General features: G+C 52.9%; 19 protein-coding genes. All 19 read left to right on the top strand.

Features of this window, described 5'->3' with window-relative positions:
* The first annotated feature begins 6 nt into the window (after positions 1 to 6).
* Positions 7 to 1,230 carry a ParB/RepB/Spo0J family partition protein gene (locus ACI4OH_RS06955; protein WP_439784472.1) on the top strand — a complete coding sequence of 408 codons (1,224 nt, stop codon included), beginning with the start codon at positions 7 to 9 and terminating at the stop codon, positions 1,228 to 1,230.
* 53 nt (positions 1,231 to 1,283) lie between these two features.
* Entirely contained in the window at positions 1,284 to 1,715 is a 432-nt protein-coding gene (locus ACI4OH_RS06950; protein WP_439784471.1) for a M23 family metallopeptidase, read from the top strand.
* A gap of 24 nt (positions 1,716 to 1,739) precedes the next feature.
* On the top strand, positions 1,740 to 2,840 hold the full coding sequence (locus ACI4OH_RS06945; RefSeq protein ID WP_439784470.1) for a replication initiator protein A: 1,101 nt from the start codon (positions 1,740 to 1,742) through the stop codon (positions 2,838 to 2,840).
* A complete protein-coding gene (locus tag ACI4OH_RS06940) occupies positions 2,837 to 3,385 on the top strand; it encodes a hypothetical protein (RefSeq protein ID WP_439784469.1) in 549 nt (182 codons plus the stop codon). The genes ACI4OH_RS06945 and ACI4OH_RS06940 overlap by 4 nt, the downstream gene beginning before the upstream one ends.
* 15 nt (positions 3,386 to 3,400) lie before the next feature.
* Entirely contained in the window at positions 3,401 to 3,667 is a 267-nt protein-coding gene (locus ACI4OH_RS06935; protein ID WP_439784468.1) for a hypothetical protein, read from the top strand.
* Positions 3,660 to 4,397 (top strand): hypothetical protein, encoded by a 738-nt coding sequence (locus ACI4OH_RS06930; protein ID WP_439784467.1) that lies wholly within the window; start codon positions 3,660 to 3,662, stop codon positions 4,395 to 4,397. Before ACI4OH_RS06935 ends, ACI4OH_RS06930 begins: the two co-directional genes overlap by 8 nt.
* 136 nt (positions 4,398 to 4,533) lie before the next feature.
* Positions 4,534 to 5,085 carry a S26 family signal peptidase gene (locus ACI4OH_RS06925; RefSeq protein WP_439784466.1) on the top strand — a complete coding sequence of 184 codons (552 nt, stop codon included), beginning with the start codon at positions 4,534 to 4,536 and terminating at the stop codon, positions 5,083 to 5,085.
* Between the two features lie 20 nt (positions 5,086 to 5,105).
* Positions 5,106 to 5,630: a hypothetical protein gene (locus tag ACI4OH_RS06920; RefSeq protein ID WP_439784465.1), complete on the top strand. Its 525-nt coding sequence runs from the start codon at positions 5,106 to 5,108 to the stop codon at positions 5,628 to 5,630.
* Positions 5,627 to 6,667 carry a PP2C family protein-serine/threonine phosphatase gene (locus ACI4OH_RS06915; RefSeq protein WP_439784464.1) on the top strand — a complete coding sequence of 347 codons (1,041 nt, stop codon included), beginning with the start codon at positions 5,627 to 5,629 and terminating at the stop codon, positions 6,665 to 6,667. The genes ACI4OH_RS06920 and ACI4OH_RS06915 overlap by 4 nt, the downstream gene beginning before the upstream one ends.
* A gap of 80 nt (positions 6,668 to 6,747) precedes the next feature.
* On the top strand, positions 6,748 to 7,038 hold the full coding sequence (locus ACI4OH_RS06910; protein ID WP_303165155.1) for an STAS domain-containing protein: 291 nt from the start codon (positions 6,748 to 6,750) through the stop codon (positions 7,036 to 7,038).
* A gap of 16 nt (positions 7,039 to 7,054) precedes the next feature.
* The gene (locus ACI4OH_RS06905) at positions 7,055 to 8,527 is read left to right on the top strand and encodes a hypothetical protein (protein ID WP_439784463.1); all 1,473 of its coding nucleotides are present in this window, start codon (positions 7,055 to 7,057) and stop codon (positions 8,525 to 8,527) included.
* Positions 8,524 to 9,075, top strand: a complete 552-nt coding sequence (locus ACI4OH_RS06900) for a hypothetical protein (protein WP_303165151.1) — start codon at positions 8,524 to 8,526, stop codon at positions 9,073 to 9,075. Before ACI4OH_RS06905 ends, ACI4OH_RS06900 begins: the two co-directional genes overlap by 4 nt.
* Positions 9,076 to 9,085: 10 nt before the next feature.
* Positions 9,086 to 9,751, top strand: coding sequence for a hypothetical protein (locus ACI4OH_RS06895; RefSeq protein ID WP_439784462.1), 666 nt, complete (start codon positions 9,086 to 9,088; stop codon positions 9,749 to 9,751).
* Positions 9,752 to 9,763: 12 nt separating this feature from the next.
* Positions 9,764 to 11,362 carry a type II secretion system protein GspD gene (locus ACI4OH_RS06890; RefSeq protein ID WP_439784461.1) on the top strand — a complete coding sequence of 533 codons (1,599 nt, stop codon included), beginning with the start codon at positions 9,764 to 9,766 and terminating at the stop codon, positions 11,360 to 11,362.
* Positions 11,343 to 12,944, top strand: coding sequence for a GspE/PulE family protein (locus ACI4OH_RS06885; protein WP_439784460.1), 1,602 nt, complete (start codon positions 11,343 to 11,345; stop codon positions 12,942 to 12,944). Before ACI4OH_RS06890 ends, ACI4OH_RS06885 begins: the two co-directional genes overlap by 20 nt.
* A gap of 18 nt (positions 12,945 to 12,962) precedes the next feature.
* A complete protein-coding gene (locus tag ACI4OH_RS06880; protein WP_439784459.1) occupies positions 12,963 to 14,036 on the top strand; it encodes a type II secretion system F family protein in 1,074 nt (357 codons plus the stop codon).
* Positions 14,033 to 14,446: a type II secretion system protein GspG gene (locus tag ACI4OH_RS06875; RefSeq protein ID WP_278832454.1), complete on the top strand. Its 414-nt coding sequence runs from the start codon at positions 14,033 to 14,035 to the stop codon at positions 14,444 to 14,446. Before ACI4OH_RS06880 ends, ACI4OH_RS06875 begins: the two co-directional genes overlap by 4 nt.
* A 27-nt stretch (positions 14,447 to 14,473) precedes the next feature.
* Entirely contained in the window at positions 14,474 to 14,926 is a 453-nt protein-coding gene (locus ACI4OH_RS06870) for a hypothetical protein (RefSeq protein ID WP_439784458.1), read from the top strand.
* An 86-nt stretch (positions 14,927 to 15,012) separates the two neighbouring features.
* A partial coding sequence (locus tag ACI4OH_RS06865) for a hypothetical protein (RefSeq protein ID WP_439784457.1) occupies positions 15,013 to 15,430 on the top strand: 418 nt, incomplete at its 3' end.

Below are 15,430 nucleotides of genomic sequence, written 5' to 3'. Positions count from 1 at the left end.
ACGAGCATGAAGAAATACAACGGAAGCATGATGGCATATCTCAATGAGCGGACGCAGGGAGCCGCTGCGGCAGAAACATCCAACAGGAGCGAAATTCAGATGATTGATTTTCATCAGCTGATACCGAACACTAAGAACTTCTATGGCATCCGGGAAATCGAGCAGCTGGCACACAGCATGGCCTTATCCGGCACAGTCGAGCCGCTGCTGGTTGTCCGGCGCGATGACGGGAACTATAACATCATCAGCGGAGAGCGGCGTTTCCGCGCCGTCTCCCTGCGCTATGAGCGCGGAGAACTGACATCACCTGACATTCCTTGTATGGTACATGAGGCGTTCATCGGAGATGGTAAGCTGACCGCAGAAATGCGGGAGAACATCGCTATCGTCTGTGCGAACAGCTACCGCCAGAAAACGGCTCTTGAGAAGCTGGAAGAGATCAATGTCCTGGAGCCAATCGCAAGAATCTATTACACGGATGCGCTGGCCGATGGCAGCTTTAGCGGAGCGTTCCGCAAGTATTTTGCCGAGCAGTTCCTGGGGATGAGTTCCACCTCTTTGCAGCGGCTCCTCGTCTTGCGGAAGCTCTGCCCCGAAGCGCGAGAAGCCTTGCAGGATGGAACAATCAGCGACACACTGGCCTCCGTCCTTGCCAACCGCAGCCCGGAAGAGCAGCAGGACTACCTCAAGAGGCTGGCATCCGGCGAAGCACAGGGAACCGTGAAGGAACTGGTGGAGTTCTATAAAGACACATCTGCCCCCGCAGAAACGGAAGAACAGACGGAGCAGCCGGAAGAGAGCGGGCAGGTCGAACCGGAAGGCAGAGACGACGCCGTGCAGCCGGACGATGCAAGCGGAGAAGAGGAAACACCTGCTGCCGAGGATTCGGATGGCTGGACGCTCAAAGCCGATCCGGACAATCCGCCAGCATCTCCCGTACCGGTGGATAAGCCGGAGACGGGCGAAGAAGAGGAGCCTGCGGTTCCCAGCGAAGCAGACTGGGAACGTCATGGCCAGGAAAAGCTTTTCGATACGCCCGTTCCGAAGAATCTCACGCCGGAAGAAGCGGAGAGCGAAGCCAATAACTGGCTGGAACAGTGCTTAGAGAACGTAGCGAAAATGGCTGCTCAGAAAGCAGAAGCAGCCCGTCAGGACGGCGATAATCGTCTGGCCGCACAGTGGGAAGTCCGCAAGGCGGCAGTCAATTTCGTCATCGAGACAATCAAATAAGGAGACGAACACCAGAAACAATGAAAGGATTCAGAATCTGGGCAGGGGTACTGATGGGCCTCTGCCTTCTGCTATATGCAGCAGTCTCAGAAGCGGCAGATCTTCCTGTCACTTCGCCATTTGGCTGGCGCGTACATCCCATCTCAGGAACATGGAAGTTTCATTCTGGAGTAGATCTTGGGTATGACTACGGGACGGTCGTTCCGGCACTCTTCGACGGTACGGTCGTAGAGGAGGGCGATTTCTCGGATGGCTACGGCAACCATGTGACGTTGTATCATCAAGATTACGATGCCTACACGAAATACTGCCACCTGTCGGCCATCTACGTGGAAACAGGGCAGTATGTACAGCAGGGCGAGGAAATCGGAGCCGTCGGCTCCACCGGCTATTCGACCGGCCCGCATCTACACTTAGAGTATATTGTCCGGAACCCGGACACAGGGGAATACGAGTACACCGATCCCCTGTCATTGTGGCAATAAGATGAACTGAAGGAGGAATGCGCGATGCGCTTCAAGATTACGGATATCGACAATGAACGGTACTACCAGATGCCGAAGAGTCTCTTCTCGTATCAGGCATATATCGACCTGAGCCTGCAAGCGAAGGTCATTTACTGTATCTTAAAGGATCGGATGAGCTTGTCGCGCAGGAACCACTGGATTGATGCGAATGGCGATATCTATCTCATGTTCCAGCAGCAGGAGATCGCCGACATCCTGCACATCAACAAATCCACCGTCTGCCGGGAGATGAAGAATCTCGTGGCCTACGGCCTCATCGAGATCTCCGACCAGGGGCGTGGCCGCTGCCATCGGATCTACATCAACAAGATCCGTGTGCCGGAGTCAGCCGAGGAAGTTCTGGATATCGAATCACAGCTTGGCGAGGCAGCTAAACAGGCAGAGGAGGAAGAAGCCAGGTACCAGGCTATGCTGCATCCAGAGCAAGCCGAAGCGGCAATCTGCAATTCGCGAGTTGCATACAGGCAACCGCCGGTTGCAGATTCGCAAACGCGAGTTGCGTCCGAGCAACTGCGAGTTGCACCTGGACAACCGCAAGTTGCACCCAGGCAACCGCAAGTTGCAGCTGGACAACCGAAAGTTGCGCCAGTGCAACCTAATGATACTAACTTAGAGAACCTGACTAGTAAGACTGAGTGTAGTGAACCTGAGAGAAAGAAAAATGAGGAGGATGAGGAGGATACGCGCGCGAGCGCGCAACCGGCCCCCGCTCTCTCTTCAGATGATCCGGATGGAATCCAGGAGGTCTGTGACTTTTGTGCAGCCAATCTCCATCCGCAGACACCGCTTGTGCCAATCGAGATGGATATGCTGAGAGCGTGGTGCCAGACATATACGCCGGAATGGGTCAGGGCCGCTGTGCATGATGCTGTCCTGTATGGACATCCCACCTTGCAGTACATGAGCAAAATCTTGGAGAGCTGGAAGCAATACGGCTTCCGCGTGCGTCCTGAGAAGAAATCATATCCGCAGCAGCCAGCAGCAGGGGGAGTTGCTGCACGTCATTCACGCAAGAATCCGAGCGCACAGCAGATGGTCGACAACGTGAAGGCTATGTGGGAGGACATGGGGGTAGAGTTATGAGCATGAGCAGCGAGAATGACGCAAAACTGCGGACATTGTCCGCCTTTCTCAAGATCTATCCGTCCAGCCGCTTGGACGAGGAAGGCATGACCATCTACCTGCTCATGTTGGCAGATGTGTCGGCAGCGGAGCTTTCCGTCGCGATGCAGAAGATTGCCCGGCACAGCAAGTTCTTCCCTGCCGTTTCCGAGATTCTTGACACCGTGAAGCAGTTGCGCCAGCTCATCAACCCGGCAGGCCGCGTCCCGTCTGCGGATGAAGCCTGGTATGAAGTGATGGGGCAGATCCAACAGGCATACCCATACAAGCAGCCAAGCTTCTCGACGCCGGAAATCCGGAAAGCCGTGCATTACATCGGCTGGAGTATGATCTGCGAGACACCAGCTGGTGATATGAGCATTGTTCGCGCCCATTTCCGCGACATCTACCAGAACATGCTGCAACGCGGTAAGGACGAACAGGAAACGCGTGCCATCCTTGCGGCCCTGCCCGCAGGCAAGAAGGGCGATATTGTCCGGCGCGCACTGGCCGCCAAGACGATGTGAGAGGAGGAGTCCATCATGGAAAAAATCGAATTCGGCATGAATGCTATCCCCACAGCCATTTCGCGTGAAGTCCCGCGAAACTATGGCATGTGGGACAAGCAGCTTTTCCAGGGCGTGTCTCGGGTACGCCAGGAAATCCAGTACCAGAACCGGCAGAATGCCGCCATGGATCTCTTGCACCTTGCCGCTCTATCCCTTGCGATGGTGCAGCAGCTCGGCTACGAGACATCTGACCTGGAGTGGCTGCTGGAAACGGAAGAGGAGGAACGGGCGCATGAATAAGCAGCTGCCAGACATCGGCATATATCTTGCGGAGCAGGCTCTGAAAGAATATTATCGCCCGCGTCGGCAGATCATCCAGCTGGAAGAGATCGAGGAATTCTGCCGACAGGAAGCATCACTCAATCTCTACCGGACTTACCTGCGCTTGCAGCGTCAGCACATCGATCGGATCGTGGTCGGCATGGTGCTGGCGAACCTGGCAGAGGACGAGCAGAAATTCGTCCAGTACCACTACCGGGACAACATGGGCTATTACCTGATCACGCATAAGATCCCGTATTCCAGCACGGCCCTGGGGCGCATCAACAAGCGTATCTTGACAGACATCCGCACCCTGCTCTTTTATTCCCTCTCTGCCGAAGACATCTTCCACCGGACGAAGGTCATCAACATGATTCACATCCTGGACTGGCGCATCATGGCTCTCGCACGCAAAGATCTCGTCGTCAAGACGGCCTGGCTTCAAGACTTGATGGAGAAGCGGAAGCGGTATCGCAAACTGCTGGACATCATGCAAGATTGCCTCGATATTCCCGAAGAGGAACAGGATTTGCGGGATGGAGACGAGACTGCTCTGCTCGATGCTCTGCGGAATAAAGTCGTTGCCACGAAATTACAGCACCCGAATTACAACGTCAGCGAGATTTCGCAAATTAGCGGCATCTCTAAGCCGACAGTCAGCCGGAAACTGCGCCAGTACATGGTGGCTGCATACGCCTACATCCACTGACTCACGCCGAAAAAGTCAAGAAAAAAATGGCCTCGTGAAAAAAAATGACAGTTTCGGCGTTAAATTTTCGGTTACAGTAAGGGCATGGGCAAAATTGGGATTGGATGAGAAGGATGAGAAAGGAGTCGCGTGTTCGATGAAACTCACGGAACGTGTAAAAAAGAATCTGGGAACGGCTGCATTTCTAATGGCGGGATTGGGGGTATTCTGGCTGTCCGGCCATACCATTGACCTGCCGAAGCTGCCGCAGGAGAACGCCCTGTTTTTTTTGAATACGACAGCCAGCTTGCCGCAGGGGCTTTACATGCGCATCCCCGAATGGTTCTTCCGCGATGGGGATTATGTCGCCTATGTTCCCACGAAGGAAACGGAAGATGTTGCTGTCAGCCGTGGCTGGCTGCGAATCAACGGACTTTTGCTGAAGAAAATCGGTGCCATGCCGGGAGAACATTATGACATCAATCCCTCGAATATGCAGTTTTCCGTCCGGGGCCGCTATATTGGCCAGGTTTCTCCAGAAGATCGGGAAGGTAATGCCATGCCCGTTCATTACGGCAAGCATGTCGTGATGTCGGGAGAGTTCCTGCCAGTCGGAACATCGCCGCGCAGCTTTGATGGGCGATATACCGGCACCGTGCCGATGCGCCACATCCGTGCAAAAGTCGTCCCCCTGATCACGATTCGGTAAGACAGAAAGAAGGTTTCCTTGTGCGATTTCCCGAGCATCATCAATTCGAGTGGACAGGCTATGATACCTACTACGAGCAGGTCATGCCGCAGGTAGAGACAATCCTGCGCCACTCTCTGGCCGATCCGGATGAGCATTACCTGATCGCCATCAACGAAGCGGTCTGCAATGCTGCACGGTATGCGACTGTCGGGCCGGATCAGGCGAAGATACAGCTTCTCATGCTGCTGAATGACAGCGACATCAAGACCATCGTGCAATCCGATACGAGTCCTTTCGATGTCGTGCGCTTCCGGCAGAACCTGCGGAATCTGGCCGATGATCCGGAACTTGCGCATTGGGAATGGGGCCAGTATACCGCTGCGTCATCAAAAAGCAGAGGCTACTGGATCATGCTGATGGCCTGCGATTATATTGCAATCGATGTGAGCGGCAAGCGCGTGACACTCTGTGCCAAGCGTCCTTTTCGTCCCTGGCATATCCGGAAGCGCATCCAGAATCTTGTGCCGCGCTTGTACCTTGAACGGAACGGGGTGATCTTTTGATACCGTCAATCTTACTGATTCAGAAAGAGCCGCAGCTGCTTGCTGATCGCTTGCAGGAACTTCTAGGGCAATCCGTTCAAATCCGTGCATCGACAACCGGGATGGCCGGGATGGATGTCTATCAGCAATATCATCCGCTGATTGTCCTGGTGGATGAAGATTTACCAGATTTCAACGGCATGTCCATCGCGACGATTCTCAAGGATATCGAGAATGCACCACGATGCCTTGTATACCTGCTCATCCGGCATGAACTACTGGAACATACCCGGGCAGATCGGTACATCGCAGCAGTGACGCCGCAGAACATCCTCGTCGAGCAGATTCGTGCCGATTTTGAACTTTTGACACGGCAGGAGGCATCGGAGAGCTATCAGAATGCCGTGAAGATGCAGAATGACATGCTGCCGCGTGCCATTGAGACTTCTGCATTCCGTGCAGGTTCCATCTTCTCGGCATACAATCGCCTTTCCGGCGACAGCATTAACTTCTGGGCGAACGACAAGAAATTATACGGGTATCTTGCCGACTGCGAAGGCCATGACCTGGCAAGCTATGGGCAGGTCGGCAGCACCTGGCTGAGTCTCAAGAAGGCTATGTGGTCGTACCAGGTCGGTATCCATAAGGAACTGTCCGATGTGATGGCAACTGTCAACCAGGATTACGTCACGCTCTACGACAGGACAACCATTGTTCCGTCCCTGGCGTTTTGCCTGGACTGTCAGGCAGGAGTCTTGAAATACTGTCCGGCAGGCATCCCGTCGCTGTTCATCCGGCGACGCGGCAAGGCTGATTTTGAAGCCATACCACTGCAATCACCCCTACTGGGGTATGAGATGGAGAGCCGGTTTCAAGAACAGCAGCTGCCGCTGACGGACGTGGATACCATCGTCTTTTCATCGGATGGCTTGAGTGACCTCTTGCTTTCGGAGTGGCAGGAGGCAGAGCTTCCATCATCCAAGCATGACGATGTTTCGGCCATTTACATCAAGATCCTGGCCAATGTCCATGATGGACATCAAGTAATAAAGCAATAAGAGGATGTCCATGATGGACATCCGGCAGACCAGTATGGCATGTCCATGATGGACATCCTGACTGGAAGGAAGGAGAGCATATGCAGTATGTAAGCATTCAAAATGATACGGCGACACTGGCTGTCAGCGGGTATTTCAATTTTTCCCGCTGCAAGGCCGTCAAAGCCGAGCTGGGGACAGCCTTTCAGAATGGCTGCACGAAGGTCATTGTTGATTTCGGAACCACGCAGTTCATCGATTCCGCAGCCATTCGTATGCTGTGCGATATCCGCGATCAGGTACATCCCGAGAACTTTTCTGCGCGTAATGCGACGGGCAAGACCCTGACGCAGCTCAAGAGCGGCAACCTGGACAGCTGGCTGAAGAACTGAGAAAGGAGGAGTTGCCTTGATTGCCATTTATGTGAGTCCGGATCAGACGCAAGTGGTACGGGCAAAATTGCACAAGAAAGAGCGTGTCGTCATCCAGCAGACCTGCCGCATCGCACAGTCTTTCCTGCCGCAGCAGGCGTATGAGACAGATGACGGAGACAATCGATGCATCGATTGCTTCATCGACCTCTTTCAGAGCGTGAGTGAACAGATAAAGCTTCGGAAAGACGATGTATATCTTGTCCTGCCGGATTATCTGTTCTCCATGATCGACTGCTTTAGCTTTGAGACAGAGGACGGCATCCGGGAGCATATCCGGTCAGTCACACAGAAGAACCTGGAAGAGATCTGCTATGCCAAGCCCATCTTGACGGCACCAGAGCCACAGCAACGACTCGTTACGGTCTGTGCGCTGTCTCGCAAGTTGATAGATTGCATCTATGAGGCTGCGGATGAAGAGCAAGTGCGCCTGGTGTCGGTTGAGTCCGCAGGAATCTCATTCCTGCGCTGTACAGGCGTCTTCAATAAAGAAGAGCTGGTGTTGCAAGCCTATCAGAAGCAGGCTACCTTCACAGGATACAGCAGCAACGGCGGCCTGTTCAAACTGGATGCCCCAGAGCTGTCCCTGGAGAACCTGGGGCATATATCCACGCAGGATGCCGATCAGCTGATTCGTCAGTACATGGTGGAATTTGAGAGCGTCGCACATCAGACGTTTGAATTCCTTAACCAGGATCTGCCGTATACACTCCTGATGCCGCCGCGCTTAATGCAGGCATTTCCGGTATTTCGGGAACGCAAAGCCACGGCCCATCATTTCCCGGATTATATCGATCCCGGAGACATCCCGGAAGAAGAGGATGAGCTGTGGATGTGTGCGGTCGGTACGCTGGCACAGGATATCGATTTTTCATCCGATGCATTCCTGGACGTGCTGGATGCGTATGAGAGCATTCAATCCGGCAACGTCCTGCCAGAAGACATCCTGAAGAATACCCAGAAATACCAGAAGATGCAGAAGGCACTGCGCTACACCAAATTTGGCATCCTCGGCATGTCGGCCCTGACTGTCCTGGAACTCGGTGCCATCTTCTTCCTTTCGAATGTTCAGGTCCCGCCAGGACTGGAGCAAGATTATCAGTCGGCACAGTCCTCCATGGATAGCATCAACAAGGAACTGGACTTGATCCATACGCGCCAGAAGGAACATGAGTATCCAATAGAAGCGTATGCAGCCCTTCTGTCAGACCTTCCCGAAGGCATCGGCTTCAACTCCATTGAGATTGGCGATGCCAATAAGAAAGATGACAGCAAGTGGATCAAGGCAAAGGTCGTCGCTGACAATCCGCTGAAATTCCAGGACTATGTGGCGTCCCTCTCGCGGAATGCACTCTTTAATGGCGTGTCCATCCCGCAGATCGCGTCGGATTCATCGACGAATTACAAGACGGCAGACCTGACCATCGGAAAGGGGAATCTGAGCCAATGAATGTGAAAGAAGTGAAAGAAGGAATCCTGGAACGGCTCCATGCCCCTGTCCGTATGCCAGCCCTCTCAGATACTATGATGGGGAAGCAGCGGCTGATTGTCCACGTCGCTTGCCTGCTTATTCTGACCTTTGTCTTATCGCTCTTATCGAGTCATCTGATTCTCTCGTATCATGAGAAGGCCGAGAAGGAACAGCAGATTGCCACGATGCAGTCTTTTCTCAAGAACTGGCAGGAAAAGAATGCAGAACTCAATGCCTCCTCGATGCGCCCGGTTGATCCCAAGCAGCTGGATCAGGTGCAGACAGACATCATTTTCAGCATCCAGGCATACAATCTCAACCTGGTCAGCATGAAGGATGAGCAGAAGAGCAAAGAACAGAATGGACGTGTCTATACGGCAGAGTTCTCCGGCACCTATGAGAATACGATGCGCTGCTTACAGAATTTCCATGCCAAAGATGCACTGATCGGCATCAAATCGCTCAAGATGAGTGAGAAGAGCGGAGCTTTAAATACGAAGCTGACCTATAAGATCTATACGAAATGAGGTGACAGCCGTGAAGATATTCAACCAAGAAATTGCTTTTGAGATCGAGAACAAGAAACGGGCTGCCATCTGCTGCGGGGTTATCCTGTTGTGTTTTGGCTATACCGTTGTCAACTTCTTCTCCGAAAAACCAAAACCGCATCCTGTCCCGCAGTCAAACCAGACCCAGCAAACGGCAGGGAAAGGGGCAGCTGCCTCTAGTTCTGATGAATCGGTATCCATCTCTGCACCGACGCTCGATGCGCTCCTGAAAGTCAATCCTTTTGTCGGCGTGCAGGAGATGAACGCCGGGACAGCGGGGGAGGGAGGCCGTTCTATGGTCGCTGGCAACATGCCGCTGCCTGCAATCCCACGCATGGCAGGCAGCAGCCCATCAAGCAGTCCCTCGTACTCTGCGCCGCGCAGCGTACCACTCCCGGCAATTCCTGGCCGTGGTAGCGTACCGATTCCGTCTAGTAATATACCGTCTTCTGCTCCGTCCTCTTCGGCACCTGCTCCGCAAGGCAGTTCGGCCAGCGTACAGGGTGTCCTGACTGGCGATGATGGAGAGAACATGGCAATCATGAGCGATGGCCGCGTTGTGCAGGAAGGTGATACTTATCAGGATGGCCGCATCGCCTACATTGGCGGCGATGGGATTACCTTTGAAGACGGTCACAGCATCAGCTATAAGTGAGGAGTGAATGATTTGAAGAAAAAGGATTTGCGCCAGAATATTTTTCTGGGATTGATGGGGGCTTCCATCCTGGGAGGAAGTTTCCTGTTTTCCCCTGCCGTATCCTATGCAGCATCGGCACAGGATAGCCAGGCAGTCGTTGCGCAGATGGCGGGGACGACACAGGATGACCCCAACGCGTTTACGGCACGCATCCAGCGTATCTTGGATGATTATCACCAGGACATCCGGGCGCGGCAGCAGGCACGTCAAAAACTGTTCGAGCATCACAGTCAGGCAGCGGAGGCTGCATCAGCGGCAGCAGCCCCTGACACGGATTCGTCTGTTGCATCAGCTCTTGAGCAGACGCCAGCTTCTGTGACACCATCCGCAAACTCCGCTCTGCCGCCAATTCCGCGAGCAAATACGGCGCGTCTTGCTTCCGATGGACGCTACAATTTCGACTGGCAGGGAACACCGATTGCCCAGAGCATTTATGCGGTAGCCAAACGCGCACATAAGGATGTTGTCGTCAACGGCAACCTGGATGGCAACGTCTACATGTCTCTTCACAATGTCACGTGCGAACAGGCAATGCAGCGTCTGTCTGCTGCGTTCAATTTCAACTGGATGACCGATGATAATGCCATCATCGTCAGTACCTCCCAGCTCATGATGCAGTCAAAAGTATTCCCTGTCCATCATGCCTTTGATCTGGAAAAACTCAGCAAAGAGCTGCAAGCTTTGGGGATTGCTGAAACCAACATCTATGCAAATTCCGAGCAGCGGACGGTATCCGTGACTGGTACACCGTACCAGCTGAAACAGGTCGAGCAGCGTCTCTCCAGCGTAGATCGTCCCATCAGCCAGTGCCTGGTGGTTGCCCAGCTCATCGAATTGCAGCATGGCCGTGACAACAATCTGGGATTCCAGTATTCTCTGCCGACATACAGCCATTCAGCTGAAACAAATTCCTCCGGCGACTCGTCCTCTTCTTCCCTGAAGGGGCCGTGGTTGGATAAGCTGACCTTCTCCGGATCGGTCACAGCCAACCGCGAACTCTCCAAAGGAAAAGTTGTCGCTCGTCCAATGGTTATGATGCTCAATGGACAGGAAGGCATGGTCAACTTTGGCGAGCAGGTGCCGGTCATGAGCACGACCTCCACGTCATCCTCTACGGAAATCAGCGTGGACTACAAAGATGTCGGCACGAAGCTGACGATTACACCGTCCATCAATGAAGAAGATGGTGAAATCACGCTCAAGATCAATACGGAAGTTTCCAACATCACGAAATACATCACGCAGGGACAGACCTCTGCACCGCAAATCTCGACGCGCCAGGCTACGACTTCGGCTCATTTGCGCAGCGGCCAGAGCTTCGTGATCGGCGGTTTGATGTCGGCAAAAGACCTCGATAATCTGTCCGGCATTCCCGGCCTGATGGATCTGCCAATCCTGGGCGAACTCTTCAAGTATCATTCGCATTCCAAGAGCTATGCCGAAGTTTATATCATGATCACTCCTTACATCGTTACCGATGACATTAATCCGAAAGAACTGCTGCGTAAAGTAGATACATCTTTCGAGGAAGAGGGGGAAAAGGAAAACGATGGCCGCCAACACAAGTGATTCGTACCGTAATTATTTTCTGAACCGCATGAAAGCATATGGCCTGTATTGCAGTGAAGAGATGTCCAATATGGACATCCAGCCGGAAGTCTTGGAAAAAATCACTCCAGACCAGGCGGCCCGCTATCACATCCTGCCCATCCGGGTGGTGGATGATCGTCTCATCCTTGTGACGGATACCGACCAAACCTTCAAGCAGCGTGCCGTGCTGGAACAGGAGTTGAATCAGAAGATTAAGCTCCTGCTCTGCGAAGAAGAAAACCTTCGCATGGCCCTCCTGAAATTCTATGACGTGACGAACTATCGGCAGGAAGGTTCCTCTCAGAAGAGGGATGTGGATGTTGACATGACGCCGCTGAAGGGTGCCATTAACGAGATGCTGCAAGATGCGGCCCGTCAGAAAGCCTCGGATATCCATATGCTGCCAGCCCTCAATGGCTTCAAGGTCAGTTTCCGTATTGCAGGCCATATGGTGGATGTCACGCATGACCACTTCTTTCCGGCCAGCCAGGTGGAGAATGTCACGAATCTCATCAAGCTGATGGATGATTCTCGTAACGTCGATGTCATGCGCACGAACATGCCGAATGAAGGCTCTTTCTACCTGCATCGCGGCAGTCAGGACATCTTCATCCGCCTGGAGACGCTGCCAGTCGGTTCCGATGGACAGGAAAAAATCAATCTGCGCCTCCTGCCGCAGGCAGGGCGAACGCAGAGTACCAAGAAAACATTGGACTCCATCGGCTACATCCCGGAAGACCTGGATGCCATAAAATCCGTTCTCTATAAGAATGCGACGGGAATGTTCCTCAATTCCGGGCCGACCGGTGCAGGTAAGACAACCAGTCTTCACGCCGAGATTCATTATGTTCTGGACAGCGTGCAAGAGCCACTAAATGTCATCGAGATCGCTGAACCAATCGAGATCTATGAAGATGATTTCACGCAGGTACAGGTGCGCAAGGCTGCCAATGAAGCCTTAAACCTGACCGCCGAGAAAATCCTGGTAGCTTCGCTGCGCTCCGACCCGGATATCATCCTGTACAACGAGATTCGCAATTCTACCGATGCTACGGTAGCCATGCAGGCATCCAATACAGGCCACCGCGTGTTTTCTACCGTCCATGCCGCAGATTGTACGCGTACAATCTCGCGCCTGCTGGACTTTGATATATCCAAGACCACACTCCTGTCGGAGCTGAAACTAATCATCTCCCAGCGTCTTGTGGCAACCCTTTGCCCGTACTGCTCGAAACCACACACCCTGACGGAGAAAGAGCGCAGGCTCTTGACGCCAGAGGAAATCAAGCAGGTAGAAGGACGGCTGCGGGAAAAAGGGGCTGCGGCGGACATCCAGGCATGTCCGCATTGCAACCATGGCTACAGTGGCCGCACGGCCATTGCAGAATATGTCATCTTCAATACCGAGATCCGCGATGCTCTGCTGCATCAGAGGAGCTTCGGCGAGATTCAGGAGGTGCTTAGAAAGAATAACTTCCGGTCGATGTGGGAAAAGGGCATTGATATGGCCATGCAGGGGAAGATTGAACTGGATGAGCTGATTCATGTCGTTGGTAAATGATGGAGAGGAGGTGAATTTATGATCGCGAAAAAGGATCTCAATGACCTGTACCAGATTTTCATGCTCGTACAGCAATACAATCTGTCTGGTCTTCCTATCACAGAGGCCCTGAACCTCTATGAAAGCAAGACACCGCGCCCATCTGTCAAGAAGATGTTGAACGGAATCCGTCACGATATGGAAAACGGCATCAAGATGCCGGATGCCTTTGCGAAGTATCCGAAGTTCTTTCCAGAGTACATCGTTGAGATGATGCGCGTCAATGAAGGCACGGGCCAGGCCAAAGATATCTATGCGGATATCGTCAAGACGCTGGAACAGGCTATTGACCTGCGCCGAAATCTCGGTTCGCAGATGGGAACCATGATTTTCCTAGGTATTGTCCTGGCCATCACGATTGGCGTAGTCATTTTCCTGGTACTGCCAAGCATGGGCAGATTGATGTCTGACTTGCAGCTGGATATGCCGTTCTACACGAAGTTGCTGATCGGTGTGGGAAGCTTTGCGCAGAGCTACTGGTGGGCAATCCTTGGCTTTGTGGCATTCTGCGTGTTCGGCATACGCTTTCTGTCGAAGAAGTCGCCGGAGCGCACGGCGATGCTGATCATGCAGATGCCGTTGTACGGCCCGATTGTCTACAATACCGTCCAATACCGCTTCGCGCTTGTCTTTGGACTATGCAAGAGTGCTGGCTTGGATGTTACTAAGACTTTGCAGTACACACAGAAGAGCGTGGATAACATCCTGATGGAACACCTGATAGGCAAAGCTCTCAAAGATCTGGGCCGGTACGGCAGCAGCTTCGTTATGGCACTCCAGAAGCACAACAAGCAGAAGGTCTTGGATGAATCCTTCTACGTCTTCCTGCAAGCAGGTGAGAAAGGCGATATGGCTGCCATGATGCAACTGCGCGCCGACTTCTACAAGAAGCAGCTGATTGTTGCCTCACAGCAATTCAGCCAGGATCTCCAGAACCTGATTCTGACGCCGACCTTTGTCCTGCTGGGCCTGATCGTCGTATCGGTCTTGTGGCCAATCTTCAGCATGATGTCGAAAATCTCGACCGGAGGAATGGGAGGCATGGGAATGTGAGCAAGAGATCCTATAAATTGCAGGGCCTCATCGTGTGGCAGATGGTTCTTGGTGTACTCATGCTGGTCATCCTGATGGCCGCCTGTATTGTCAATGCTCCGTCCTTCCTGACCCTGGGGCGTCACGACAAAGCCTTGAACGATACCGCGTCGCTGTGTGGCCTCATCAGCCAGTACGAGATGGAAGTGGGCAGCTACCCATCCAGCCTGTCTGATCTGACAAAACAAAAAGGGCAGTACGGGCCATGGATCAAGGAAATTCCGAAAGACCCGTACAAGAAAAACAGCAATTATCAATACCAGTCTCAAAAAGATGGATTCGTTGTGTTCAGCGTAGGAGAAGATGGCTCAAGCTCTTCTAGCGTCAGCGGCGGCATCAAGGGAGACGATATTGGATATGTCAGTCACTGATCTATGAAATGAAAGGATGTAAAGAAAATGGAAATGACTGCAAAGAACAAATTCAAACTGGCCGGACTCATCAATATCTCGGATGCGTTCCTCGGCGTCCTGATGGTCGTCATCATCATCGCAGCGGCTTTCCTCAACTCGGACACGCTGATCAACTATGCACGCTGGGGTTCTGAGTGGATGGAACTTCAGTCCATGAAGACGGCAGCATCGTCTTATACGGGCCTGCGCTATGATGGTGCTACGCCGACCTCCGCTGATGACCTTATCAATGGTGTTTCCGCTGCGGATTCGATTGATGGTGCTGACCACAAAGACCTCATGAGTCCGAAGTCTGGCCGTTGGGTCAATGGTACATACAATGACGCTTGGGGCCAGCCGTTCTCCTTCACGACGGATTCGGACGGCGACCGTTGCATCATCTCCGGCGGTATCGACATGCAGGTCGGTACGACGGACGACCTCAAAGTTTACTATTGATCTCTAGCTGTAGATTTGTTTGCTGAATCAACAGAGAAGGAAAGGGGCTATCACGGCCCCTTTTTCCTTAGAGGTGGAGGAAGAACATGAACAACAAACGGAATAGCCGGTATAAGAGCAGAGGCTCCATCCTGGTCATCACAGCATTGGCCGCCATTGTTTGGATCTTCATTGCGCAGAGCCTGTTCATCGTGGGGGCTGGCGGATTCGGCATGATAAAATCGAGCCGTGTTGCCTTACAGGCGCAACAATACGCAGAAATTGAAGTAGACCGACTCAAGAATGTCGCCTACGAGAACCTGGACAGTAACGGAGCACATTCGCGTCAGGCAATTGCCAATATCCAGGAATCCGGATGGGAAGACGAAGTCAGCATTGGCTCCGAACATGCTATCAGTGGAAGTGACGACGCGAAGCAGAGAATTGCCACCATCAATGTCTATAAATCGGGCGATACACTCCCCAGATTCACATTAGAAGTACCATTATCCTCGCAGAGTAGCA

The organism is Mitsuokella apri, from assembly GCF_051886055.1.
Taxonomy (GTDB): domain Bacteria; phylum Bacillota; class Negativicutes; order Selenomonadales; family Selenomonadaceae; genus Mitsuokella.
This window is presented reverse-complemented; position numbering and strand designations above follow the sequence as displayed.

Excerpts from the sequence above, each read along its gene's own strand:
- ACI4OH_RS06870 (WP_439784458.1), top strand. The coding sequence starts at position 14,474 with ATGGAAATGACTGCAAAGAACAAATTCAAACTGGCCGGACTCATCAAT.
- ACI4OH_RS06910 (WP_303165155.1), top strand. The coding sequence starts at position 6,748 with ATGCAGTATGTAAGCATTCAAAATGATACGGCGACACTGGCTGTCAGC.
- ACI4OH_RS06900 (WP_303165151.1), top strand. The coding sequence starts at position 8,524 with ATGAATGTGAAAGAAGTGAAAGAAGGAATCCTGGAACGGCTCCATGCC.
- ACI4OH_RS06885 (WP_439784460.1), top strand. The coding sequence starts at position 11,343 with ATGGCCGCCAACACAAGTGATTCGTACCGTAATTATTTTCTGAACCGC.
- ACI4OH_RS06935 (WP_439784468.1), top strand. The coding sequence starts at position 3,401 with ATGGAAAAAATCGAATTCGGCATGAATGCTATCCCCACAGCCATTTCG.
- ACI4OH_RS06940 (WP_439784469.1), top strand. The coding sequence starts at position 2,837 with ATGAGCATGAGCAGCGAGAATGACGCAAAACTGCGGACATTGTCCGCC.
- ACI4OH_RS06880 (WP_439784459.1), top strand. The coding sequence starts at position 12,963 with ATGATCGCGAAAAAGGATCTCAATGACCTGTACCAGATTTTCATGCTC.
- ACI4OH_RS06925 (WP_439784466.1), top strand. The coding sequence starts at position 4,534 with ATGAAACTCACGGAACGTGTAAAAAAGAATCTGGGAACGGCTGCATTT.
- ACI4OH_RS06950 (WP_439784471.1), top strand. The coding sequence starts at position 1,284 with ATGGGCCTCTGCCTTCTGCTATATGCAGCAGTCTCAGAAGCGGCAGAT.
- ACI4OH_RS06955 (WP_439784472.1), top strand. The coding sequence starts at position 7 with ATGAAGAAATACAACGGAAGCATGATGGCATATCTCAATGAGCGGACG.
- ACI4OH_RS06930 (WP_439784467.1), top strand. The coding sequence starts at position 3,660 with ATGAATAAGCAGCTGCCAGACATCGGCATATATCTTGCGGAGCAGGCT.
- ACI4OH_RS06945 (WP_439784470.1), top strand. The coding sequence starts at position 1,740 with ATGCGCTTCAAGATTACGGATATCGACAATGAACGGTACTACCAGATG.